At 69.6% G+C, this 22,367-nt stretch carries 19 protein-coding genes; 2 read left to right on the top strand and 17 right to left on the bottom strand.

All coding sequences use genetic code 11. The features are described 5' to 3' along the window. Window positions 1-463: 463 nt before the first annotated feature. Window positions 464-1,732, top strand: a complete 1,269-nt coding sequence (locus ACT53O_RS00040; RefSeq protein WP_476150849.1) for a CoA transferase — start codon at window positions 464-466, stop codon at window positions 1,730-1,732. A 55-nt stretch (window positions 1,733-1,787) separates the two neighbouring features. On the opposite strand, the gene ACT53O_RS00045 is transcribed toward ACT53O_RS00040, so the two are convergent. The 6 genes from ACT53O_RS00045 to tyrS all read right to left on the bottom strand — a co-directional run bounded on the left by ACT53O_RS00045 (window position 1,788) and on the right by tyrS (window position 9,208). Continuing rightward, window positions 1,788-2,909, bottom strand: a complete 1,122-nt coding sequence (locus ACT53O_RS00045; protein WP_036317825.1) for a substrate-binding domain-containing protein — start codon at window positions 2,907-2,909, stop codon at window positions 1,788-1,790. 47 nt (window positions 2,910-2,956) lie between these two features. Continuing rightward, the gene (mmsB, locus tag ACT53O_RS00050) at window positions 2,957-4,300 is read right to left on the bottom strand and encodes a multiple monosaccharide ABC transporter permease (RefSeq protein ID WP_036317822.1); all 1,344 of its coding nucleotides are present in this window, start codon (window positions 4,298-4,300) and stop codon (window positions 2,957-2,959) included. Beyond that, entirely contained in the window at window positions 4,297-5,844 is a 1,548-nt protein-coding gene (gene mmsA, locus ACT53O_RS00055) for a multiple monosaccharide ABC transporter ATP-binding protein (RefSeq protein ID WP_036317820.1), read from the bottom strand. The genes mmsB and mmsA overlap by 4 nt, the downstream gene beginning before the upstream one ends. A gap of 141 nt (window positions 5,845-5,985) precedes the next feature. Beyond that, entirely contained in the window at window positions 5,986-7,053 is a 1,068-nt protein-coding gene (locus tag ACT53O_RS00060) for a LacI family DNA-binding transcriptional regulator (protein ID WP_052241392.1), read from the bottom strand. 24 nt (window positions 7,054-7,077) lie between these two features. Next, window positions 7,078-7,848 (bottom strand): DUF4184 family protein, encoded by a 771-nt coding sequence (locus tag ACT53O_RS00065; RefSeq protein WP_476150851.1) that lies wholly within the window; start codon window positions 7,846-7,848, stop codon window positions 7,078-7,080. A gap of 28 nt (window positions 7,849-7,876) precedes the next feature. After that, window positions 7,877-9,208, bottom strand: a complete 1,332-nt coding sequence (gene tyrS, locus ACT53O_RS00070; RefSeq protein WP_039416654.1) for a tyrosine--tRNA ligase — start codon at window positions 9,206-9,208, stop codon at window positions 7,877-7,879. A 90-nt stretch (window positions 9,209-9,298) separates the two neighbouring features. Between tyrS and ACT53O_RS00075 the strand changes: the two genes are divergently transcribed. Next, window positions 9,299-9,892 (top strand): hypothetical protein, encoded by a 594-nt coding sequence (locus ACT53O_RS00075; protein WP_135948321.1) that lies wholly within the window; start codon window positions 9,299-9,301, stop codon window positions 9,890-9,892. Window positions 9,893-9,909: 17 nt separating this feature from the next. Here the strand turns inward: ACT53O_RS00075 and ACT53O_RS00080 are convergent, their stop codons facing one another. The 11 genes from ACT53O_RS00080 to ACT53O_RS00130 form a co-directional block, all read right to left on the bottom strand. Beyond that, window positions 9,910-10,557 carry a SatD family protein gene (locus ACT53O_RS00080; RefSeq protein ID WP_036317804.1) on the bottom strand — a complete coding sequence of 216 codons (648 nt, stop codon included), beginning with the start codon at window positions 10,555-10,557 and terminating at the stop codon, window positions 9,910-9,912. A gap of 47 nt (window positions 10,558-10,604) precedes the next feature. Then, complete coding sequence (argH, locus tag ACT53O_RS00085; RefSeq protein WP_476150854.1) at window positions 10,605-12,041, bottom strand: argininosuccinate lyase; 1,437 nt, start codon at window positions 12,039-12,041, stop codon at window positions 10,605-10,607. A 336-nt stretch (window positions 12,042-12,377) separates the two neighbouring features. Beyond that, on the bottom strand, window positions 12,378-13,466 hold the full coding sequence (locus ACT53O_RS00090) for a DUF418 domain-containing protein (RefSeq protein ID WP_135948323.1): 1,089 nt from the start codon (window positions 13,464-13,466) through the stop codon (window positions 12,378-12,380). A gap of 25 nt (window positions 13,467-13,491) precedes the next feature. Beyond that, window positions 13,492-14,415, bottom strand: a complete 924-nt coding sequence (gene argF / locus ACT53O_RS00095; protein WP_036317792.1) for an ornithine carbamoyltransferase — start codon at window positions 14,413-14,415, stop codon at window positions 13,492-13,494. Continuing rightward, window positions 14,412-15,692 (bottom strand): acetylornithine transaminase, encoded by a 1,281-nt coding sequence (locus ACT53O_RS00100; RefSeq protein ID WP_476150856.1) that lies wholly within the window; start codon window positions 15,690-15,692, stop codon window positions 14,412-14,414. The genes argF and ACT53O_RS00100 overlap by 4 nt, the downstream gene beginning before the upstream one ends. Continuing rightward, a complete protein-coding gene (gene argB, locus ACT53O_RS00105; protein ID WP_112932751.1) occupies window positions 15,689-16,591 on the bottom strand; it encodes an acetylglutamate kinase in 903 nt (300 codons plus the stop codon). The genes ACT53O_RS00100 and argB overlap by 4 nt, the downstream gene beginning before the upstream one ends. Further along, on the bottom strand, window positions 16,588-17,745 hold the full coding sequence (gene argJ, locus ACT53O_RS00110; protein ID WP_433720761.1) for a bifunctional glutamate N-acetyltransferase/amino-acid acetyltransferase ArgJ: 1,158 nt from the start codon (window positions 17,743-17,745) through the stop codon (window positions 16,588-16,590). The genes argB and argJ overlap by 4 nt, the downstream gene beginning before the upstream one ends. Further along, window positions 17,742-18,791 (bottom strand): N-acetyl-gamma-glutamyl-phosphate reductase, encoded by a 1,050-nt coding sequence (argC, locus tag ACT53O_RS00115; RefSeq protein ID WP_295775226.1) that lies wholly within the window; start codon window positions 18,789-18,791, stop codon window positions 17,742-17,744. Before argC ends, argJ begins: the two co-directional genes overlap by 4 nt. 220 nt (window positions 18,792-19,011) lie before the next feature. Further along, a complete protein-coding gene (locus ACT53O_RS00120; RefSeq protein ID WP_433720758.1) occupies window positions 19,012-19,992 on the bottom strand; it encodes an NAD-dependent epimerase/dehydratase family protein in 981 nt (326 codons plus the stop codon). Continuing rightward, window positions 19,989-21,569 carry a hypothetical protein gene (locus ACT53O_RS00125; RefSeq protein WP_476150858.1) on the bottom strand — a complete coding sequence of 527 codons (1,581 nt, stop codon included), beginning with the start codon at window positions 21,567-21,569 and terminating at the stop codon, window positions 19,989-19,991. Before ACT53O_RS00125 ends, ACT53O_RS00120 begins: the two co-directional genes overlap by 4 nt. Then, complete coding sequence (locus ACT53O_RS00130) at window positions 21,551-22,321, bottom strand: ABC transporter ATP-binding protein (protein ID WP_112932747.1); 771 nt, start codon at window positions 22,319-22,321, stop codon at window positions 21,551-21,553. The genes ACT53O_RS00125 and ACT53O_RS00130 overlap by 19 nt, the downstream gene beginning before the upstream one ends. Window positions 22,322-22,367 lie beyond the last annotated feature (46 nt).

Genomic DNA, 22,367 nt, shown 5'->3' on the forward strand with positions numbered 1-22,367 from the left:
ACCAAAAAGGCAGGGACGAGGTAATTTGGCATTTGACAAGTGCACGCTGTTGAGTTCTCAAGGATCGGACGCTCCCGTGCTCCGGCCTCTCGGCCTTCATCGCGGGGCGACTTCTCTTCGCGGGCAAGGTGTCTCCGCCGTCGCGCCCGCTAAGGAACACGACTGGAGTGACAGTCTTGCCACGCCGGCAGTACAGCTTTCGCGACTGCCACAACCCACCACCGTCCTCCGCATGAAACGGAGTGCAGGAGGGAGGTTTCCATCCTAGACCAGAAGTCTTGTTCTCTCTACCGAGAGGTTTGGGATGGGATTCGGTTCTCCGCTTGAGGGGGCGAGACCTTCCGGCCCTTCGCTCTTCCCTGTGGGGCGAACGAGTAATAACTTACGCGGCACACCACCATCCGGCAAATCACACCCACATCCCGGGCGTGTCGCGCTCGGGATGTCACCGTAGGCTCTCCCCATGGAGCCTCGTTCACTGCGCGCGCGGCTGCCCGTCGGCACTCTTGCGACCGACGCCGTCGCCGCCGTCATCGCGGAGGCGTCGACCTTGGGCCGCGTACCCGTGACGGCTGTGGATGCCGAGGCGGTCACCATGGCGTACACGAGCGAGCGGTGGTTCCGCCGAGACGGCGAGGCGGAGATCGGCTTCGCCCCGCTGTCGGGTTTCTTCCGCACACGGGACGGCTGGGTGCGCACGCATGCGAACTACCCGCACCACGAGCGTGCGCTGCGCGACGTGCTCGGCCTCACCGGCGCGGCGCCGGGTGCAAACGATCTCGACCGCGCGCGTGCACGGTTGAGCGCGCTGTCCACCCGCGACGCCGTCGGGATCATCACGCGAGCCGGAGGTCTGTGCGTCGAGGTGCGGCACGAGGATCCCGTCGCGGACGGTCGGCTTCGCGCTTCGCCTCTGGCCACCGTGCTCCGCGTGGCGGACGGCCCGATCGCCACGACTGCCGTCGACACCTCCTCTCCGCTGCGCGGAGTACGCGTGCTCGATCTCACCCGTGTCATCGCGGGCCCGGTGGCGACGCGCACACTCGCGCTTCTCGGCGCCGACGTGCTCCGCATCGATCCGCCCCGGATGCCGGAGATCGCCGCGCAGCACCTGGACACCGGTCACGGCAAGCGCAGCGCTGTCCTCGATCTCGATGCCGCCGACGATCGGCGACGCTTCGACGGTCTGCTCCCCGGCGCGGACGTCGTCGTTCTCGGCTACCGCCCCGAGGCGCTCTCCCGGCTCAGGCTCGACCCCCGAGCGCTATGCGCACGGCATCCCGGCGTCATCGTGGCCAGACTCAGTGCATGGGGCCGCGAGGGCGGACGCGGGTTCGACAGCCTCGTGCAGGCGGCGTCCGGCATCGCGTGGATCGAATCCCGCGACCGCATCACCCCGGGTGCGCTTCCCGCCCAGGCGTTGGATCACACCGCGGGCTATGCACTGGCCGCCGGTGTGATCGCGGCGATGCGTCGTCGCCTCGAGGTCGGAGGAAGCTGGCTCGTCGAGACCTCGCTCCGACGCGTCGCCGCGGAACTGCTCGGCATGACCCGGGATCGGGCGGGCCAGCTCGCCGAACCGGCGGATCCTTCGCGCTACCTCCAGCGGTTCGTCGTCGACGGCCACGACATCGTCACCGCCGGACCGGCCGTGGCCTACGCGGGAGCCCCGACGAGGTTCACGCCGCCGGAGCCGTGGGGCTCCGCCGATCCGGTCTGGCTCCCCCGGTGACACGTCGACGGCCCCCGCTCCGAAGAACGGGGGCCGTCGTGGGCGTGCGGGTCGCTTACTGCGCGGCCTTCACGAGGGCCAGGAGGGTGGGGTTGTTGGCGTAAGCCTCGGCCGCGTTCTCCTTGGTGACGATGACCGGCGGCAGCAGGTACGCCGGGACGACCTTGACACCGTTGTTGTACTGGGTGGTGTCGTTGACCTCAGGCGTCTCGCCCTTCTGGAGCGACTGGATCATCTTGATGGTCTGGGCCACCAGCAGCGAGGTGTCCTTGTTGATGGTGGAGTACTGCTCCCCCGCCATGATCGACTTGACCGACTCGGCCTCGGAGTCCTGACCGGTGACGGTGAACTGCGAGATGTTCTTTCCGGCCTGCTTCACCGAGGTGATGATGGCGCGAGCCAGTGTGTCGTTGGGCGAGAGGACGCCGTCGATGGTCGCCGACGTGTAGTTGGCCGCGAGCAGCGAGTCCATACGGCTCTGCGCGTTCTCGGCCTTCCAGCCCTGGGTCGCCGTCTGCTGGATGTCGGTCTGACCCGACACGACCTTCAGGGTGCCGTCGTCGATCTTCGGCTGCAGCACCTTCATGGCGCCGTTGAAGAAGACCGCCGAGTTGGCGTCGTCCGGCGAGCCGGAGAACAGCTCGACGTTCCACGGCGCGCCGTGGCCCGAACGCTTCTGCAGGCCGTCGAGGAGCGCCTGACCCTGCAGCTCGCCGACCTTGAAGTTGTCGAACGCGACGTAGTAGTTCACGTTCGGCGTGTTCTCGATGAGACGGTCGTAGGCGATCACCGTGACACCGGCATCCGCCGCCTGCTGCAGCTGCGTGCCGAGCTGCTTGCCGTCCTTGGCGCCGATGACGATGACCTTGGCGCCGTTGGTGATCATGGCCGAGATCTGGTTCTGCTGTTCGGCGACCGTGTTGGACGCCGGGGCGTACTGCACGTCGGCCTTGAAGCCGGCCTCCTTCAGGCCGGAGTCGAACAGGCCGCCCGCGAGAACCCAGTTCTCCGACGTCTTGTCCGGCAGCGCGATGCCGATGGTGGCATCGGCCGCGAAGCCTGCCGCCGCGCCCGCCGATGCGGTCGCGTCGCCGCCGCGCCCGGAGCTCGAGCAGCCCGTGAGCGCGAGTGCCGTGACGGCGGCCAGGGAGGCTGCCGCAAGAGCGATTCTCTTCATTGATTCATCACTTTCTCTGGTGAGGGTGAGGCGAGTCAGTCCCGGACCTACCGTTTGGGGAGGTCAGCCGGCTGGCTCGACTCGTTCGTGCCCGACGTCGGAATGACGGCGGGAACTTCTGTGACCACCACGGCGGCCCGGTCACGTCGACGCGTGAGCAGACCGATGATGGAGGGGCCTCCGCGGCGCTTGCTGATCACGTCGACGGCGACCGCGAGCAGGAGGACGAGCCCCTTCGTGATCGACACCGAGTCGGCGCCGGCGCCGATCAGCTGGAGCCCGTTGTTGAGGAACGCCATGACGAGGCCGCCGATGATCGAGCCGATCACCGTGCCGATACCACCCGACACGGCCGCACCGCCGATGAACACCGCGGCGATCGCATCGAGCTCCCAGCCGTTGCCGTCCTGGGGCCCGGATGCCGTGGCGCGGCCGACGTAGATCATGCCCGCGATGGCGGCGAGCACCGACATGTTCATCATGACGAAGAAGTCGACACGGCGGTCCTTGACACCCGAGAGGGCCGCGGCGAGGCGGTTGCCACCGACGGCGTAGATGTGTCGGCCGAAGACCGTGCGGTTGGTGACGAACGAGTAGATCACAACGAGCACCAGCAGGATCACGCCGGAGATCGGGAAGCTCGTGCCCGGGCGTCCCGTGGCGAACAGCCAGGCGGCCCAGAGGATCGCGGCCGAGAGGATGACGACCTTCACGCCCGACACCCAGAGCGGAGCCGAGTCGGCGCCGATCTTCGCCTGCTGGCGACGCAGCCGCCATTCGTTGTAGACGATCCATGCGACGCCGATGAGACCCAAGAGCATGGTGAGCACGTTGAAGTCGACCGCGATGGGAAGCTCGGGCAGGTAGCCGGAGCCGATGTAGCTGTACTCCGGGGGCACCGGCGTGGTGGTCGACTGGCCGATCCACTGGTTGCCGCCGCGGAAGATGAGCATGCCGGCCAGCGTCACGATGAACGCGGGGACGCCGACGTAGGCGACCCAGAAGCCCTGCCACGCACCGACGAGGGCACCGACGACCAGACCGATCGCGATCGCGAGGGGCCACGGCGTGTTCCACTCGTTCATCGACTTGGCGACGATGATGCCCACGAAAGCCGCGACCGAGCCGACGGACAGGTCGATGTGTCCCATGATGATGACCATCACCATGCCGATCGCGAGGATCAGGATGTAGGACTGCTGGCTGACGACGTTGATGAGGTTCTGCGGCGACAGCGTCGTGCCCCCGGTCCAGATCTGGAAGATCAGGATGATGGCGATCAGCGACGCCAGGATGCCGAACTGGCGGAGGGAGGAGGTTCCCCCGCCGAACATCTTCTTCAGGTCGGAAATGCCGCCTGAACGCTTGGTGGGTACCGTCTCGGTGCTCATCGTTGTGCCTTCTGTCGTGCGGAGGTCATGCTGCGCATGAGGTTCTCGGGGGTTGCGTCGGCGACGGGCAGATCATCGGTGATCTGCCCCTCGAAGATCGTGTAGATGCGGTCGGAGATGCCGAGCAGCTCGGGCAGCTCGCTGGAGATCAGGATCACGCCCTTGCCCTGCGCGGCCAGCTGCTGGACGATCGCGTAGATCTCGTACTTGGCCCCCACGTCGATACCGCGGGTGGGCTCGTCGAGGATCAGCAGCTCAGGGTCTGTGAACATCCACTTGGCCAGGACGACCTTCTGCTGGTTGCCGCCGGAGAGTTTCGAGACGCCGACATCGACGCTCGGCGTCTTGATGCGCAGCTTCTTGCGGTAATCGTCGGCGATGTCGTTCTCGGCGTACGGATCGATGACGCCGTTGCGCGCGATCTTCTTGAGCTTGGCCGCGACGATGGAGCGCTTGATCGTGTCGAGAAGGTTGAGTCCGAGCACCTTGCGGTCTTCGCTCACGTACGCCATGCCGTGATCGATCGCGGACTGGACGTCCTTGATGACGACTTCCTTGCCGTCGATGAGGATCTGGCCCGACTCGTAAATGCCGTAGGAGCGGCCGAAGAGGCTCATGGCGAGCTCGGTGCGCCCCGCGCCCATGAGGCCAGCGATGCCGACGATCTCGCCCCGGCGCACGTAGAGGTTCGAGTGCTTGGCGACGAGCCGCTCGGGGATCTGCGGGTGGCGCACCGTCCAGTCGCGCACCTCGAAGAAGACCTCGCCGATGTGCGGCGTGCGGTCCGGGAACCGGCTCTCCAACGAGCGGCCGACCATGCCGCGGATGATGCGGTCCTCGTCGACGGTGCCGGAGGCGACATCGAGGGTCTCGATCGTGCGGCCGTCGCGGATGATCGTGATGGAGTCGGCGATCTGCTCGATCTCGTTGAGCTTGTGGCTGATGATGATCGAGGTGATGCCCTTGCCCTTGAGCGAGAGGATCAGATCGAGCAGGTGCTGCGAGTCGTCTTCGTTCAGCGCGGCGGTCGGCTCGTCGAGGATGAGCAGCTTGACGTCCTTGGCGAGCGCCTTCGCGATCTCGACCAGCTGCTGCTTGCCGACACCGAGATGCTTGATCTGCGTGTCGGGGTCGTCGCGCAGTCCCACGCGCGCCAGCAGATCGACGGCTCGGAGCCGCGCCTGTGCCCAGTCGATGACGCCGCCGCGCTCGATCTCGTTGCCGAGGAAGATGTTCTCCGTCACCGAGAGTTCGGGGATCAGGGCCAGCTCCTGATGGATGATCGCGATGCCCGCGTGCTCGCTCGCGCGGATGTCCCTGAACTGGACGACCTCGCCGCGGTACCAGATATCGCCGCTGTACGTGCCGTACGGGTACACCCCGGAGAGCACCTTCATGAGCGTGGACTTGCCGGCGCCGTTCTCGCCGCAGATCGCGTGGACTTCGCCCGCGGCGACCGTGATGGACACGTCGCTGAGCGCTTTCACACCCGGGAACTCCTTGGTGATGGAGCGCATCTCCAGGATCGGCACTGCATCCGGCATTGTGCGCGACCTCCTCGTCGTCAGCTTGTCTTCGTTGAGCGGGCTTCGTTCCGAAGCTCAATGTGACCGTTCACATCGCTTGAACATCGTGCACCCTCGGAACGAGGTTGTCAATCACGGAAAGGGGCCGTTATCGAAGCGTCATCTTTTCGCCGTGATGGCGACGGCGCAGGACTCGCGCACCACGAGCGAAGGCTCCAGATTCATGCCGCTCACGGCATCCGTCGGCACGTCCGGCTCGCCGATCGCCCGCAGCAGAGCGGCCATGGCACGCTCCCCCAACCCCGCGAACTGCTGATGGACGGTCGTCAGCGGCGGCCACGCATGCGCGGCGAGGGGGATGTCGTCGAAGCCGACGACGCTCACCTGGCGCGGCACGTCGATGCCGAGATCGCGGAAGCCGTGGATCATCCCGAGTGCCATCGCGTCGTTCGCAGCGAAGACGGCGGTGAAGTCGAGGCGGCGCGAGAGCTCCACGGCGGCGTGGTAACCGAAATCCGCGGTCCAATCGCCGAGGATCGGCGGACGCGTCGGCAGATCGGCGTCCGAGAGGGCGCGCAGGTAGCCCTGCATGCGGCTCTCCGCCTCGATCCAATCCTGCGGACCGGCCACGTGCACGATCTCGGCGTGTCCCAGCGAGATCAGATGCTCGGTGGCGAGCATGCCGCCGCGCACCTGATCCTCCGCGAGTTCGGCGATCCCCCGCTCGGCGCTGTGCAGCCCGAGGTAGGGGATGTCGACATCGAGCTCGGCGAGCACATCGAACACCCGCACCTGCGGGGCGTGCACGATGATGCCCTCGACGGACTGTCGGCGCAGATGTTCCACGGCGGCGGCGATCGTCTCCGGGCGGGTGTCGCGCAGGTAGGCGGAGTTCACCCAGTACCCGCGCTCGCGCGCGGCATCCTCGAGGGCGGCCAGGCTGGACGACGGACCGTACTCGCCCCGCGAGCCCAGCACGACCCCCAGCGTCTGCGATCTGCTGGTCACGAGGGCGCGAGCCGCCTGATTCGGACGGTAGCGCAGGTCGGCCATGGCATCGAGCACCCGCTGCTTGGTCTCGGGTCGAATCGACGGGTGACCGTTCAGCACGCGTGAGACGGTCTGATACGAGACGTCGGCGGCGCGCGCGACATCGCGGATGCTCGCGCTGCGTGCTTTCTCCTCGCCAGCCGACACGGTGCCCTCGCCTTCGATGTGCACGTTCACATTACCGCGGTGACGCGCAACGCGTCACGCCGCGCGATGCCGGCGGACGGCGATAACCACGCACAGCACGAGGGTGGCTGCACCCCAGAGGGCGCAGGCGGGCGGCAGCACGCGGTACGCCAGGTGCTGCACCGTCCAGGCAGGAGTGAAAGGACCGTAGACGGCGAGGCCGAGAAGCCATGCCGCCAGGAGCACGACGGGCAGCGAGAGCCACCACAGATGTCGAACGATCGGCGGGATGCCGGTGGTCGCCGACTCCGCACGGCGACCGCGCAGCCACAGCGCGGCGGCGAGAGCGAGCACGATCAGTCCGAACGCGGTGGAGCCATACTGCAGCCACTTAAGCCCCAGAAGCGGCCCCCACTGCGCGTCGAGTGCGGGAAGCAGCCGGGTTCCCCATCGCCCTTCGTGCGTGAAGGCATCCCAGGCGATGTGCGTGGCCACCCCCAGCAACAGCGAGAGCGCCGCGAGCACCGCCGACTGCCACGCCGGACGCCGCGACCACCACTGCGGCGCACCGGGACGGTCCCACACGGCCGGCACCCGAGCTGCGATCCATCGCGGCGACAGCGACCGCACGGCCGGACGCAGCACGACGTACCAGATGACCGTCAGCACGGCGGCGATCGCCGTCGAGACCACGAGATTCGTATGAGTGAGCTGGTACGACACGGGCGTGCCGCGTACGAAGAGCGGCAGATCCGGCGTCATCGCGCCGATCGCGATCGCAGCCGGAAGCAGCGGCGTGCGGACGAACGGCAATGCCACCACGGCGTGCGAGACAGTGAACGGCATGCGGCCTCCGGCGCGGTGTCGAGCCGGGTCAGGCCGCAGGTGCGACGAAGAGCCCGGCGAGCGTCTTCTTGCCGCGGCGCAGCACCGCGACTCCGCCCGGCAGCGCCCCCGTGATGGCGGCGGACTCGTCGTCGACCTTGGTCCCGTCGAGGCTGACGCCGCCCTGCGCGATCGATCGCCGTGCCTCGCTGAGGCTCGCACACAGTCCCGTCTCCACCAGCGCCTGCGCGACCGTGGTGCCCCCCACGATCGTCGCGTGCGGCAGCTCTTCCAACGCGGTGCGCAGCGTGGCGGCATCCAGGGCGCCGAGATCGCCGGCACCGAAGAGGGCCTCGGATGCCGCGATCACCGCGGCCGTGGCCTCCGGCCCGTGCACGGTCGTCGTCACCTCGAGCGCGAGACGCTTCTGCGCGGCACGGCGGAACGGCTCCGCGGCGACCATCTCCTCGTACTGCTCGATCTCTGCGCGCGTCAGGAAGGTGAAGATCTTCAGTCGCTCGATGACATCGGCGTCGTCGGTGTTCAACCAGAACTGGTACATCCGATACGGGCTGCACATCTCGGCATCCAGCCAGATCGCGTTGCCCTCGCTCTTGCCGAACTTCGTGCCGTCGCTGTTGGTGATCAGGGGCGTGCCGATGGCGTGCACCGACACCCCTTCGACGCGGTGGATGAGGTCGGTGCCGCTGGTGAGGTTGCCCCACTGATCGGACCCGCCCGTCTGCAGCACGCAGCCGTACTGGCGGTGCAGCTCGAGGTAGTCCATCCCCTGCAGGATCTGGTAGCTGAACTCGGTGTAGCTGATGCCCGCTTCGGAGTTCAGGCGCGCGGCGACGGCATCCTTCTTCAGCATCGTGCCGACGCGGTAGTACTTGCCGATCTCGCGGAGGAAGTCGATGGCGCTCATCGGCGCCGTCCAGTCGAGGTTGTTGACCATGCGCGCGGCGTTGTCGCCGTCGAAGCTCAGGTAGCGCTCGACCTGGGCACGCAGGTTGCCCACCCACTCGGCGACCGTGTCCTTCGTGTTGAGCGTGCGCTCCGCCGTGGGCCGGGGATCGCCGATGAGTCCGGTCGATCCGCCGACGAGACCGAGCGGGCGGTGACCGGCCAGCTGCAGACGGCGCATCAGCAGCAGCTGCACGAGGTTTCCCAGGTGCAGGCTCGGTGCCGTCGGGTCGAAGCCGCAGTAATACGTGATGGGCTCGCCGGCCAACAGAACGCGCAGGGCGTCCTGATCGGTGGACACGTGCACCAGGCCTCGCCAGACAATCTCGTCCCAGACGTTCTCGAACGAGGGGTCGTTGGCGGGAGCCAGTGCACGCGCGGGCGCGGGAGCACTCACGGAGACGGTTTCAGACACGCGCCCAGGTTATCAGCGGCCGATGCCGCGCCCCGATCACGCCGGTGGCGCCGCCGCTGCGACGTCAGGACGCCGTGGGAGACTGACGACATGGATCCCGACACCCAGGCGATCGTCACGCTGATCGGCGTGATCGTGCTCTTCATCGCGCTGTGCGCGGCCCTGATCCTCGTCGTGATCTCCCTGCGGCGCCCGCGGGGCCCGGTTCTGATCGCCGCGGCGGCGATCATCCTGCTCGCGCTCGTCGCTCTCAGCATCCTGCCGGCGCGCCTTCCCGTGCTGGCCTCGGCTGTGCTGGCCGTCCTCGGCACCGCGCTGGCCATCGTCGGCGGCAACCCGTTCACCCGCTGGGTGCTCACGATCGCCGACGGCGGCCGCACGACGGAGGGTCCACGCGGCGGCATCCTCGTCGAGATGATGTCCGGTCGCGACAGCGCAGCGGTCCGCGAAGAGGAGATCCTGCGCGGCGGCACGACGATCGGCTACCTCGAGCGGGCGTGCGCGGCCCTCGGCATCCTCGCCGGCTTCCCCGGCGCCGTCGCCATCGTCGTGGCGTTGAAGGGCGTCGGACGATTCACGGAACTCGCCACACCGGCCGCGCGCGAGAGGTTCATCGTCGGCACGATGGCGAGTCTGCTGTGGGCGTGCGCCGTCGCGGGGGTCGTCTGGCTCGCGGTCTGGTGAGGTGATCGCCGCGCGGCTCAGACCTCGGAGGTCGGCGACGCGTCCGCGCGCAGCTGCGCGTAGCCCTCGACGAGGGCGGCGACTCCGGCGGCGCCGAGGGCCTGGGACACCGCCGACTGGGTGATGCCCTCCGCGGCCGCGAGCTCCGACTGCGTCGCACCGAGCATCCGGCCGTAGGCGAGTCGCCGAGTGCGCGCCGTCATCGCGGTCACGAGTTGGTCCCGTGCGAGGAGATACGCATTGGCGATCCGGACATCCACCGCCGCGCCGGCATCGGCGACGACCCAGGTGCGGGCGCCCGGGATGGTGCGCGCCTGCGCGGCGTGGATGGCATCGATCGCCTCACGCGCGGCCCACCACCCCGGCCCCTCGGCGAGAGTGCCCACCCGGGAGGGGACGTCGCGGTGCGCCCCGATCCCGATGCCGAAGCGACAGTCGAGATCGTCGGGCAACGCGAGCCGCACCAGCAGCAGGGCCGCCATGGCGGCATCCAGAGACGGGTATACGCCCTGCAGCTCGTCACCCACCGTGGCGGTGAGGGGGCGCTCGGCCAGCGGAACGTCACGTTCCACACGGGCGATCGTCTCTTCCAGAGCGCGCTGGGCGGCAGCCCGATCGGGAAGACTCCGCGATCCGACGATGTCGGCGATCACCGCAACATTCATGGAAAGAAGCATATCGCTGATATTGGCCAAATATCAGTTATTAGCTGCTATTCGAGATCGATCAGGCTCCGTGCGGCGCTCTGCGAGCGGGCGATGAGCTCGGCACGCTGCTCGGACACACGGATACCGGCCGTGCCGCCGGCGCCGGTGCGGCTCGCGACCGAACCTTTGATCGTCAGCACCTCGCGGACGCTCGGGGTCAGATGCGTCGACACCTCCGCGAGCAGAGCGTCGTCGGCATCCTCGAGGCCGATTCCACGCTCCTCGCACGCACGCACCAGCGACCCGGAGATCTCATGCGCATCGCGGAAAGGCACGCCCTGCTTCACGAGCCACTCGGCCACATCCGTCGCCAGCGAGAACCCGGCCGGGGCCAAGCCGGCCATGCGCGCCGTGTCGAACCGCATCGTCGCCACCATGCCGGCGAACGCGGGCAGCACCGTTTCGAGCGTGAGGACCGAATCGAAGACCGGCTCCTTGTCCTCCTGCAGATCGCGGTTGTAGGCCAGCGGCAAGGCCTTCAGCGTCGCCAGAAGACCCGACAGGTTGCCGATCAGGCGGCCCGCCTTGCCCCGAGCGAGTTCGGCGATGTCGGGATTCTTCTTCTGCGGCATGATGCTGGAGCCCGTGGAGTAGCCGTCGTCGAGCGTGACGAAGCCGAACTCGCGGGTGTTCCAGATGATGATGTCCTCCGCGAAACGGGAGAGATCCACGCCGATCATCGCTGCGATGAAGGCGAACTCGGCGACCACGTCTCGCGAGCTCGTGCCGTCGAGGGAGTTCTCCGCCGGCCGGGCGAGGCCCAGCCGATCGGCGACCAGCTGGGGATCGAGGCCCAGGGTCGCACCGGCGAGCGCTCCCCCGCCGTACGGCGAGACCGACGCGCGCGCCGCCCAGTCGCGGAGGCGCTCGAGGTCGCGGACGAGGGGCCAGCCATGCGCCTGCAGGTGGTGGGCCAACAGGATCGGCTGCGCGTGCTGCAGGTGGGTGCGGCCCGGCATGATGGCCTCTGCGTGCGCCTCGGCCTGCGACACGATGGCGTCGATGACCCGAAGAAGGTCGCGGGCGATCACGCGCGCGTGATCGAGAAGGTACAGCCGCACGAGGGTGGCGATCTGGTCGTTGCGGCTGCGACCCGCGCGGAGCTTGCCGCCGAGCGTCGGACCGACCTCGGCGATGAGAGCGGCTTCCAGAGCGCCGTGGACGTCCTCATCGGCCGGCTGGGCGACCAGTGAGCCGTCGGCGACCGCCGCCGCCAGGGCATCGAGCCCCGCGTGCATGCGTGCCTCTTCGTCGGCGGTGAGATACCCGGCGGCCGCGAGCGCCGCCGCGTGCGCGTGCGACCCGGCGATGTCGTAGGGCGCAAGCACCCAGTCGAAGTGGGTGGAACGGCTGAGGGTCGCGAGCTCGGGTGAGGGTCCCGACGCGAAGCGTGCCCCCCAGAGTGCGCCGTCGTTCGTGCCATGCGGTGTCGTTTCGCTCACCGCACCAGCCTAGCGAGCGCCGCACCGACGCTCCGCTGCACGCCAGGTGTGCACAGATCCGGTGTCGCGCAGGCGCTGGATGCCGGGGTGTCACCGCGCCGGCTTCGCGCGCGCGACCTGGCCACACCCTTCCGCGGCGTGCGATCGCGGCCGCCGGCGGTGAACGAAGACGCCCGTCTGCGTCTGACGATCCAGCGCGCCGCGCAAGCGGATGCGACACGAGCGGTCCCCGGCATCCTGTTCACCCACGTGACGGCGGCGGTGATCTGGGAGCTGCCACTACCGCTGCGACTGCTGCGCCGCGGCGCGACGCTGCTCCCGCCGCCGCTGAGCAGCTCAGCCGGGGATGACGACGCGCGTGGCGTACGCCACGGCGCGCTCGAGGGGACCACGGCCGAGGAGGAGCGCCCACACGGTGCAGAACACGAGCGTCGCCGCGACGAACGGCCAGAACGGCTGCAGGGCGCGGAAGCCCGACAGATCTCCGACGTCGCCCAGAGCGAACGACGCCCACACGGCCCACGCCGCGATCTGGCCGACGTATGCGGTCAGCGGCATCGACCCCACCGCGCGCACCGGCAGCAGCACGATGCGCGCGGGCGTGCGGCAGATCAGCAGACACAGGCCGACGACGGCGAGCGCGAAGCCGCCCGACCCGACCGCCTCGAGCATGCCACCGGAGTGGGCGCCGTCGGCCAGCACACGTCCGAGGAAGGAATCCTCGTCGACGTCGATGACCGTGGATGCCGCGGCCGCCGCGATCGCGCACGCCGCACCACCGACGGCCAGCGCGACGAGAGTGCGCGGGGAGCGCAGGTCGGAGCGTGCGGCTGCCAGGCCCGCGATCAGGAAGGCCGCCCACAGCAGGAAGGGGTAGTGCCAGCCCAGCAGCAGAACGAGATCACCGCCGACGGGCCCGGCGGCCACGAGAACCCGATCTGCGAGCGGCAGCAGCCACGGCGCGCCGACACCGACGACGGCAGCGAGCACCCAGAGGGTGGATGCCGACAGGCGCAGCAGCGGCACCGCGAGGAGGAAGAGAATGCCGTACGCCGGCAGGATCACGTAGACCGGCACGCCCGTCGCGTTCAGCAGCATCCCGATGCCCCAGATGATCACCGCACGCACGACCAGTCGGCGCCGCGCGACGACGAGCGTCCGGCCCGACGCGGGGCTGCTGCCCGCGCTCGCCCGCGCGCCGCTCATCAGAGCGATCGAGACCCCCGCGAGCGTCGCGAACAGGATCGAAGACCGCCCGTTGACGAGATCGACCCAGGTCGCAGGCTGCGCCGCATCGAAGTGCGGGGTCACCAGCAGGTGCGCGGCGAACATCCCGAAGACGGCCAGGCCCCGCGCGAGATCGACGCCGGCGAGCCGGCCCGCGTCATCCAGCGTGCGCGCTCGGAGCGGACGGAGGGCCGTCATCGTCGTCCCGCCGTCCGCATCCGGGTCACTGCTGACGCAGCAGCCAGACCAGAAGAGCCTTCTGGGCGTGGAGTCGGTTCTCCGCCTCATCCCAGACCACGCTCTGCGGTCCGTCGATGACCTCGGCATCCACCTCGTAGCCCCGGTCGGCGGGCAGGCAGTGGATGAAGATCGCGTCCGGATCGGCGAGCTCCATCGTCGCCTGCGTGACCTTGTACCCGCCGAGGTCGTGGACGCGCTGGATCTTCTCCTCCTCCTTGCCCATCGACACCCAGGTGTCGGTGACGATGACGTCGGAGCCGGCGGCGGCCGCGGCGGGATCGGTGAAGAGCGTGACCGAGCCTCCTGTGGTCGCAGCGATCCGCTCGGCGTCGGCGACGACATCGGCGCGAGGAGCGTAGGCGGCGGGCGAGGCGACGCGCACGTGCATCCCCGCCGTCACGCCGGCCAGCACGTAGGAGTGGCCCATGTTCGAGGTGCCGTCGCCGAAGAACGTGAGGGTCAGCCCCTTCAGCTCACCCTTGTGTTCGCGGATGGTGAGCAGATCGGCGAGCAGCTGGCAGGGGTGGAAGTCGTCGCTGAGCGCGTTGATCACCGGCACGGTCGTGCCGCGCGCCATCTCCTCGAGCCCCGCCTGCGCGTAGGTGCGCCAGACGATCGCGGCGACCTGCCGCTCCAACACACGAGCGGTGTCGGAGGGGGTCTCCTTGCCGCCGAGCTGGCTGTTCGCCGTCGAGATCACCAGCGGCGAGCCGCCGAGGTCGGCGATGCCGACCGCGAACGAGACGCGCGTGCGGGTGGAGCTCTTGTCGAAGATGACCGCGACGGTCTGCGGCCCCTCGAGGGGCTTCAGCTTCCAGCGGTCCTTCTTGAGCGAGACCGCGAGGTCGAGGATCTCGGCCTGCTCGGCCGGGCTGAGGTCGTCGTCGCGGAGCAGATGGCGGGTCATGCGGAGGCCTCCGGGGTCGAGGTGGGGGTTTCGGTGTCGTCGAGCACGAGAGCGTCGGCGACGGTGCTGAGGGCGCGCGCGAAGAGGTCGACGAGCTCGTCGATCTCCACGTCGCCGATGGTGAGAGCGGGCGCGATGCGCACGGTGCTGTCGTTGGCGGCGTTGACGATGAGCCCGTGCTGCTGGGCGGCCGCGACGACGGCGCCGGCGACGGGGTGGCGCAGGGCCACGCCCAGCAGCAGTCCGCGTCCGCGGCATCCGTCGATCAGCGGCGAGGCGAGGGACTCGATCGCCGCGCGCAGCTGCACGCCGCGGACGGCCGCGTTCTCGACCAGGCCCGCACGCTCGATCTCGCCGAGCACGGCGAGCGACGTCGCGGTCGCGAGAGGGTTGCCCCCGAAGGTCGAGCCGTGCGTGCCCGGGTAGAAGAGGTCGCTGGCGGCGCCGAACGTGATGAGCGCGCCGATCGGGAAGCCGCCGCCGATGCCCTTGGCGACCGTGATCGCGTCGGGCGTGATTCCCTCGTGCTGGAAGGCGAACCAGGCGCCGGTTCGACCCGCACCCGTCTGGATCTCGTCGACGATCAGCAGCGCACCGTGACGCGCGGTGATCTCACGCGCTGCCGCGAGGTACCCCTCCGGCAGCGGCACGACACCCGCCTCGCCCTTGATCGGCTCGACGAACAGGGCCGCCACGTCGTCGCCGATCGCGGCCTCGAGGGCCTCCACGGTCGAGTCGAGGAACTCGACGCCCGGGACCATCGGCAAGAACGGTGCCTGCATGTACGGTTTGCCGGTGAGGGCGAGCGTGCCCATCGTGCGCCCGTGGAACGCGTCCTTCAGTGCCAGGATGCGGGGGCGCGCGGCACGCGCATCCGTCGCCGCTCCGTGCAGGCGCGCGAGCTTGAACGCGGCCTCGTTCGCCTCGGCTCCCGAGTTGGCGAAGTAGACGCGTCCGGCGTCGCCCGCGCCCGTGAGGCGCTTGAGCTCGGCTGCCAGTGCCAGCTGCGGCGGCGTCGCGAAGAAGTTCGACACGTGCGACAGCGTCGCGGCCTGGCGCGACACGGCCTCCACGAAGACGGGGTGCGCGTGACCGAGGGAGGTGACGGCGATGCCGCCGAGGAAATCGAGGTAGCGGCGTCCGTCCGCGTCCCACAGCGACGACCCCTCGCCGCGGACGAACAGAGCCATCCGGTCGCCGGCGTTGCGGACGAGGTCGCGCCCGGCGTCCTCCTGCCACATCGTCGCTGCCGTCGTCTGCTCCTGTACGCCGCTCACCGCGCCACCACCTCTGTTCCGATTCCCTGTTCCGTGAAGACCTCGACCAGCACCGAATGGGGCTGGCGTCCGTCGATGATCGCCGCCGTGTCGACGCCGCCGTCGACGGCGTCGAGGCACGCCTGCATCTTCGGGATCATGCCCGACTCCAGCCGCGGCAGCATCGCGCGCAGCTCGTCGGCGGTCAGATGCGAGACCAACGAGTCGCGGTTCGGCCAGTCGGCGTACAAGCCCGCGACATCGGTGAGCACGACGAGCTTCGCCGCGCCCAGCGCGATGGCCAGAGCCGCCGCCGCCGCATCCGCGTTGACGTTCAGCGACTGCCCGGGGTTGTCCAGGTCGGGCGCGATCGACGAGACCACCGGGATGCGACCGGCGGCGAGCTGGTCGAGCACCGGCTGCGGGTCGACACGGACCACATCGCCGACGGCGCCGAGGTCGTGCTCGGTCCCGTCGATCACCACACCCCGCCGCCGGCCCTGGAAGAGCCCCGCGTCCTCGCCCGACACACCGACGGCGAAGGGGCCGAACGCGTTGATGCGCCCGACCAGCTGCGGATTCACCTGGCCGGTGAGCACCATCCGAACGACGCTGATCGCCTCGGTGGAGGTCACCCGGTATCCGCCCTTGAACTCGCTGGGGATGGCGAGCCGATCGAGCATCTGCGAGATCTGCGGGCCGCCGCCGTGCACGACGACCGGCTTCACGCCGACGAACCGAAGATAGGCGATGTCCTGCGCGAACGCGTCCTGCAGCTCTTCGGACACCATCGCGTTGCCGCCGTACTTGATGACGATGATCTGGTCGCGGAAGCGCTGCAGCCACGGCAGGGACTCGATGAGAACGGCGGCCTTCTCGGCGGCCTCTTCGGGGGTGGTGTGCTGGATCTTCTCGGTCATGAGCTGTACGCGCTGTTCTCGTGGACGTAGTCGTGCGTCAGGTCGTTCGTGAAGATCGTCGCCGCCGCGTCGCCCTCCTTGAGGTCGATGAGCACGTCCGTCGCGCGCGGCGTGAGGTCGACCTCCTCGCGGGGACGGTCGGGGGCGCCGGCGCTGCACAGCCGCACCCCGTTGAAGCTCACGTCCACGGCGTACGGGTCGAAGGCCGCCTGCGTCGTGCCGATCGCCGCCAGAACCCGGCCCCAGTTGGGGTCGTTGCCGAAGATCGCGGCCTTGAAGAGGTTGTTGCGTGCGACCGAGCGGCCCACCTCGACGGCGTCGTCTTCGGATGCCGCGCCCACGACGCGGATGGTGATGTCGTGACTGGCGCCCTCGGCGTCGGCCTGCAGCTGCCGAGCGAGACTCGTGCACACCTCGACGAGAGCCGCACGGAACGCGTCCGCGTCGGGCGTCACGCCGCTCGCGCCACTGACCATCAGCGTCACCTGATCGTTGGTCGACATGCAGCCGTCGGAGTCGAGTCTGTCGAAGCTCACCCGGGTGGCGGCGCGCAGATGCGCATCCGCCTCGTCGGCCGACAGCACCGCGTCGGTCGTGATGACCACGAGCATCGTGGCAAGGCCCGGAGCGAGCATCCCCGCACCCTTGGCCATCGCCCCGATGGTCCACCCGTCACCGGCGAAGACAGCGGTCTTGGGTACGGTGTCGGTCGTCATGATGGCGCGCGCCGCGTGGTCGCCGCCGTCGTCCGAGAGGGCGGAGATCGCCGCCTCGGTACCGGCAAGGACCTTGCCGCGGAAGACCTCGTCGCCCGTGCCGATGAGCCCGGTGGAGCACACGAGCACGTCGCCGGGGCTGATGCTCAGCAGCTCGGCGGCCTTCTCCGCCGTCTGATGAGTGGTCTGGAAGCCGAACGCCCCGGTGAAGCAGTTGGCACCGCCCGAGTTGAGCACGATCGCCTCGACAGTGCCGTCCTGAATGGCCTGCTGCGACCACAGGATCGGGTTGGCCTTGGCACGATTGCTGGTGAACACGGCGGCTCCGACCTTCAGCGGGCCGCGGTTGACGACGACGGCGACGTCGGGCCTGCCGGTCGATTTGAGACCGGCCACGACGCCGGCGGCGGCGAATCCTGCAGGGTCGGTGACGCTCACGGTGCCACTCCGTTCACGGTCAGGCCCGTGGCCTCCGGAAGGCCCAGGGCGATGTTCATCGACTGGATGGCGGCACCGGCGGTGCCCTTGACGAGGTTGTCGACGGCCGTCACGACGACGACGCGGTTCGCGGCGCGGTCGACCGCGAGTCCGACGAGGGCGGTGTTGGCGCCCAGAACGTCCGCCGTGCGGGGGAACTGCCCCTCGGGCAGCAGGTGAACGAACGTCTCGCCGCCGTACGCACTCTCCCAGGCCGAACGGATCTCGGCATCCGTCACGCCGTCCGCGATCGGCGCGGTGGACGTGGCCAGGATGCCGCGAGCCATCGGCACCAGCACGGGCGTGAAGGAGATGCGGGCCTCGGAAGCGCCAGCCGCCGTGAGCGCCTGCTGGATCTCGGGAATGTGGCGGTGCGTTCCGCCGACGGCATACGGGTTCGCGGTGCCGAGGATCTCGGATGCGAGAAGGTTCGTCTTCAGGCTCTTACCCGCCCCGGAGGGCCCCACGGCCAGCACGCTGACGATGTCGCGAGCGTCGATGACGCCGGCCGCGACGCCGGGGACGAGGCTCAGCGCCACCGTGGAGGCGTTGCAGCCCGGGGCGGCGATGCGGGAGGCGCCGACGAGGTGCTCACGCTGCTTCTGCCCGCCGGCGCCGACGATCAGCTCCGGCACACCGTAGGTCCACGGCTCGTGGAAGGCGCCGCCGTAGAACGCGTCCCACGCCGTCGGCGAGGTCAGACGGTGGTCGGCACCGGCGTCGATGACCAGGGGCGTGTCTGCGAGCGCGTCGGTGTACTGACCGGACTGGCCGTGCGGGAGCGCGAGGAAGACCACGTCGTGGCCCGCGAGCACCTCGGGCGTCGTCGGCTCCAGAGTGAGGTCGGCCAGCGAACGCAGGTGGGGCTGATGCTGGATGAGCGCATCGCCGGCGTTGCTGTGCGCGGTGACGGTGCGGATGTGGACGTCGGGATGGGCGGCGAGGAGGCGCAGGATCTCGCCGCCGGCATAGCCGGAAGCGCCGGAGACGGCGACCGAAAGGGTCATTGTTCAACCTTATTGTGACGTGAGTCGGCAAACGGTGGGCTCGAAGCGGCGACACCGGCGACTCGACCCGTCACGACGACAGGGAGCTCGCGGGGTCGCCTAGAGTCGGCGGTCGTCCTGACGTCGGCGCGCACGCAGCACCGTGGCAACGGTGACGGAAGCGGCGGCGTGCATGCGGAGACGCTATCGCGCGGCGCGTCGTCGCCGCAAATCGATGCCGTCACTGCGCAAGGGCATCGAGGAGCTCGCGCTCGTCAGCGCGCGTGAGCCCGGCGGAGCGGGGACGGTCCAGTCCCCGTCCGCGCTCATCGGCGAGCACGCGCCGCAGCACGTCCTCCAGCGGCCTGTGGCGTCCGCCGAGAATGCGATAGGTGCCATTGGCGCGAGTCGCGAAGCCGGGCACATCGTCGGGCAGCCACAGCGGCAGCGATCGCTCCCCCGCCCAGTACCCCACGCCGTGCGCGACGAGCCACGGCGCGGAGGCCCCGACGAGGCGGCCGGTGTGACCGGCGACGCTGCGAGCGATGGCGAGCACCGCCTCCAGCGGAAGACTGTCGCCGACGGCATTGACGGCACCGGTGAAGCGCGCCGCGCCCACCTCGACCACGAAGTCGGCCAGGTCGTCGACGTCGATCACCTGCACCCGCGCGCCGGGTGCGTCGGGAATCAGCACGGGCTCGGCCGCCGCAGCGGCGAGGCGGGCGACCCAGTAGCCGAAGCGATCGGTGGGGTCACCCGGGCCGACGATCAGCCCCGGGCGCACCACGGCCGCACGGCGGCCGAGGGCGGCTGTCACGGCCTGCTCGGCGGCGGCCTTCTCGCGCCGGTAGTCGTACGGGTCGCCGGGTTCGGCGGCGACGGCGAGGGCGGCGGACTCGTCGGCGCCCGCCACGTCGTCTGTCGCATAGGCGGAGACGCTCGACACGTACGTCCAGTGCCGCGTCCGCTCCGCGAGCACGGCGGTCGCGGCACGCACGTGGTCGGCGGTGGAGGAGATGTCGACGACCTCGTCCCACTCGCGATCCGCGACGGCGGTGTAGGCATCGTCGCGCTCCCGATCGGCGACGACCAGCCGGGTGCCGGCCGGCGCGTCGCGGCCGCCGCGGGCGAGTACCGTCACGGCGGCACCGGCATCCCGCCAGCGCTCCGCGATGCGCCCGGACAGCCATCCGGTCCCGCCGAGGATCAGAACATCGGTCATGTCGTCGGGAAAGCCTTGATGCGCTGGAGAAGGTCAGGGCCGGTGCGATCCAGCGTCCGTCCGCCGAGCCACACCCCCAGGGCGGCGGCACCGCCGCCGACGACGATGCCGACCACGAGCGCCACCCATCCCCAGACCGCCGCACCCGTGATGAAGCCCGCGACAGCGAACGCGATGGCCGGCGCTCCGATGACGAGGCAGGCGCCCATCACGACGAACACGAGCAGGCCGGTCAGGAACGTCTGACCGGGCACGCTCTTGAACGGGCTGTCGCCCGGCGCGGCGACCGGCGTCACGAGCAGCGCGGACGACACCGCCGAGACGCCGTAGCCGCCGAGGACCAGACCGAGCGAGGCCCCGAGGATGCCGGGCAGGTGCGCGAGACGCCCGCTCACCGCCGTCGTCACCACCGCCAGCAGGACGACGAGCGGGATGCCGATGCTCGCCGCCCCGAGCATGCGGCCGAGACGATCGTCGCGCCCGCGGATGCCGGTTGCGAGCACCGACGCGAAAGCCGTGCCGTCGTAGGAGACGTCCGTGTAGCCGGCGAGGCACAGCACCAGGGCTACGAGCACCGCGGAGCCGGAGAACATGAAGCCGTCGATGCCGCCCGTGAACGCGAACAGCAGCGGGAACAGCGGCACGATCAAGAGCTGTCGCAGGTATCGCGGGTCGCGCAGCCAGGCCGTCAGCGACCGCGCCCACATCGCTCCGACGCCCCCGGTCGGCATGCGCCCGAACAGCCCGAGCGCTCCCGAGCGGGAGACCTTGGCGGTTCGCTGCCGGGGCGCGGTCACGGCACCGCGAAGCGCGCGGGCCCACAGCAGCCACAGCACGCCGAGGGTCGCCACCGCAATGAGCAGACGCGCGGCCGCAGCCGCCCACTGCCCGGCCGCGACGTCAGCGGGAACGGCCCACGCGGCGCCGATCGGCGTCCATCCGAGCACGCCCGCGATCTGCGGAATGCGCTCGCGGACGCCGGCCGTCGAGGTCAGGGCGAGCGTGCCGGTCACGATGGGACCGGCCATGATCAGCAGGACGAGCACGATCGTGCCGATGAACTCGCGCCCGCGTCGGTTTCCCCCCACCCCGCGTGAGAGCGCAGACACGAGCCGCGATGCCACGACGCACGTCAGCACCGCCAGAGCGACGCACACAAGCGCGGTGCCCGCGGCGAGCGGCCAACGGAACCAGAGTGCGAGCGTCGCGAGCGCCGCGACCGACGTGGCGATGCCGGGAATGCCGGTGAGACCGGTGGCGGTGAGGGCCAGCATGATCTGCCGCGTGCTGAGCGGGAACGGAGCGAGCTTGTCGGCATCCACCGTCGTGTCCATGCCCGTGACGAGCACGGGGCCCAGCACCCAGCCCAGCAGCAGTGCAGATCCGCCGATGATGGCGACGGCGCGCGCGCCGTCCAGACTCTGGAACACCGCGACGGCGACGAGGCCCGCGACCACGGACGTGAGGATGCCGAGCGCCCAGAGAATGCCGAAGCAGAAGCCGACCAGCTGCCAGGGGCGACGCGCGAGGGTGTTGCCGAGGATGCGGTACCTCAGCCTCAGGACTGTCGCAACCACTGCGGTCCTTCCGACGTGTGGCGACCTCCCACGAGCGAGAGGAAACGGTCCTGCAGGCTCTCACCCGCGCGCACCTCGTCGACCGTTCCGGCGGCCAGGACACGACCGGCCGCGATGACGGCGACGTGGTCGCACATACGCTGCACGAGGTCCATCGAGTGGCTGGAGATGATGATCGTGCCGCCCGAGGACGTGTAGGAGCGCAGGACGTCCTCGATGTTGGCCGCCGAGACCGGGTCGACCGATTCGAACGGCTCGTCGAGCACCAGGAGACGCGGCGCGTGCACCAGTGCGCACGCAAGCGCGACCTTCTTCGTCATGCCCGCGGAGTAGTCGGCGACGATCGTTCCGGCGGCCTCGCCGAGGTCCATCAGAGCGATCAGGTCGGCCACGCGGGGCGCGATCTGATCGCGCGGCACCGAGAACATCATCGCCGTGTAGGTGATGAGCTGCTCGCCCGTGAGTCGATCGAACAGACGAACGCCGTCAGCGAGGTTGCCGATGAGGGCTTTGGCGCGCACGGGGTCGGCCCACACGTCGACGCCGTGCACCCAGGCGCCGCCGGCGTCGGGTCGCAACAGGCCGGTGGCCATCGACAGTGTCGTCGTCTTTCCGGCCCCGTTGGGACCGACCAGCCCGTAGAACGAACCGGCGGGAACGTTCAGGTCGACGCCGCCGACCGCGGTCTTGTCTCCGAAGCGCTTCACGAGGCCTGCGAGCTGCAGGGCGGGGACCATCTGCGTATCAGTCATCCCCACCGAGCCTAGCCCGACCTCTGCGGGGTGTCGGAAGGCTCTG

The organism is Microbacterium sp. DMC48 (assembly GCF_056313825.1).

Excerpts from the sequence above, each read along its gene's own strand:
- ACT53O_RS00040 (WP_476150849.1), top strand. The coding sequence starts at position 464 with ATGGAGCCTCGTTCACTGCGCGCGCGGCTGCCCGTCGGCACTCTTGCG.
- ACT53O_RS00045 (WP_036317825.1), bottom strand. The coding sequence starts at position 2,909 with ATGAAGAGAATCGCTCTTGCGGCAGCCTCCCTGGCCGCCGTCACGGCA.
- mmsB (WP_036317822.1), bottom strand. The coding sequence starts at position 4,300 with ATGAGCACCGAGACGGTACCCACCAAGCGTTCAGGCGGCATTTCCGAC.
- mmsA (WP_036317820.1), bottom strand. The coding sequence starts at position 5,844 with ATGCCGGATGCAGTGCCGATCCTGGAGATGCGCTCCATCACCAAGGAG.
- ACT53O_RS00065 (WP_476150851.1), bottom strand. The coding sequence starts at position 7,848 with ATGCCGTTCACTGTCTCGCACGCCGTGGTGGCATTGCCGTTCGTCCGC.
- ACT53O_RS00075 (WP_135948321.1), top strand. The coding sequence starts at position 9,299 with ATGGATCCCGACACCCAGGCGATCGTCACGCTGATCGGCGTGATCGTG.
- ACT53O_RS00080 (WP_036317804.1), bottom strand. The coding sequence starts at position 10,557 with ATGAATGTTGCGGTGATCGCCGACATCGTCGGATCGCGGAGTCTTCCC.
- ACT53O_RS00090 (WP_135948323.1), bottom strand. The coding sequence starts at position 13,466 with ATGACGGCCCTCCGTCCGCTCCGAGCGCGCACGCTGGATGACGCGGGC.
- argF (WP_036317792.1), bottom strand. The coding sequence starts at position 14,415 with ATGACCCGCCATCTGCTCCGCGACGACGACCTCAGCCCGGCCGAGCAG.
- argB (WP_112932751.1), bottom strand. The coding sequence starts at position 16,591 with ATGACCGAGAAGATCCAGCACACCACCCCCGAAGAGGCCGCCGAGAAG.
- argC (WP_295775226.1), bottom strand. The coding sequence starts at position 18,791 with ATGACCCTTTCGGTCGCCGTCTCCGGCGCTTCCGGCTATGCCGGCGGC.
- ACT53O_RS00120 (WP_433720758.1), bottom strand. The coding sequence starts at position 19,992 with ATGACCGATGTTCTGATCCTCGGCGGGACCGGATGGCTGTCCGGGCGC.
- ACT53O_RS00130 (WP_112932747.1), bottom strand. The coding sequence starts at position 22,321 with ATGACTGATACGCAGATGGTCCCCGCCCTGCAGCTCGCAGGCCTCGTG.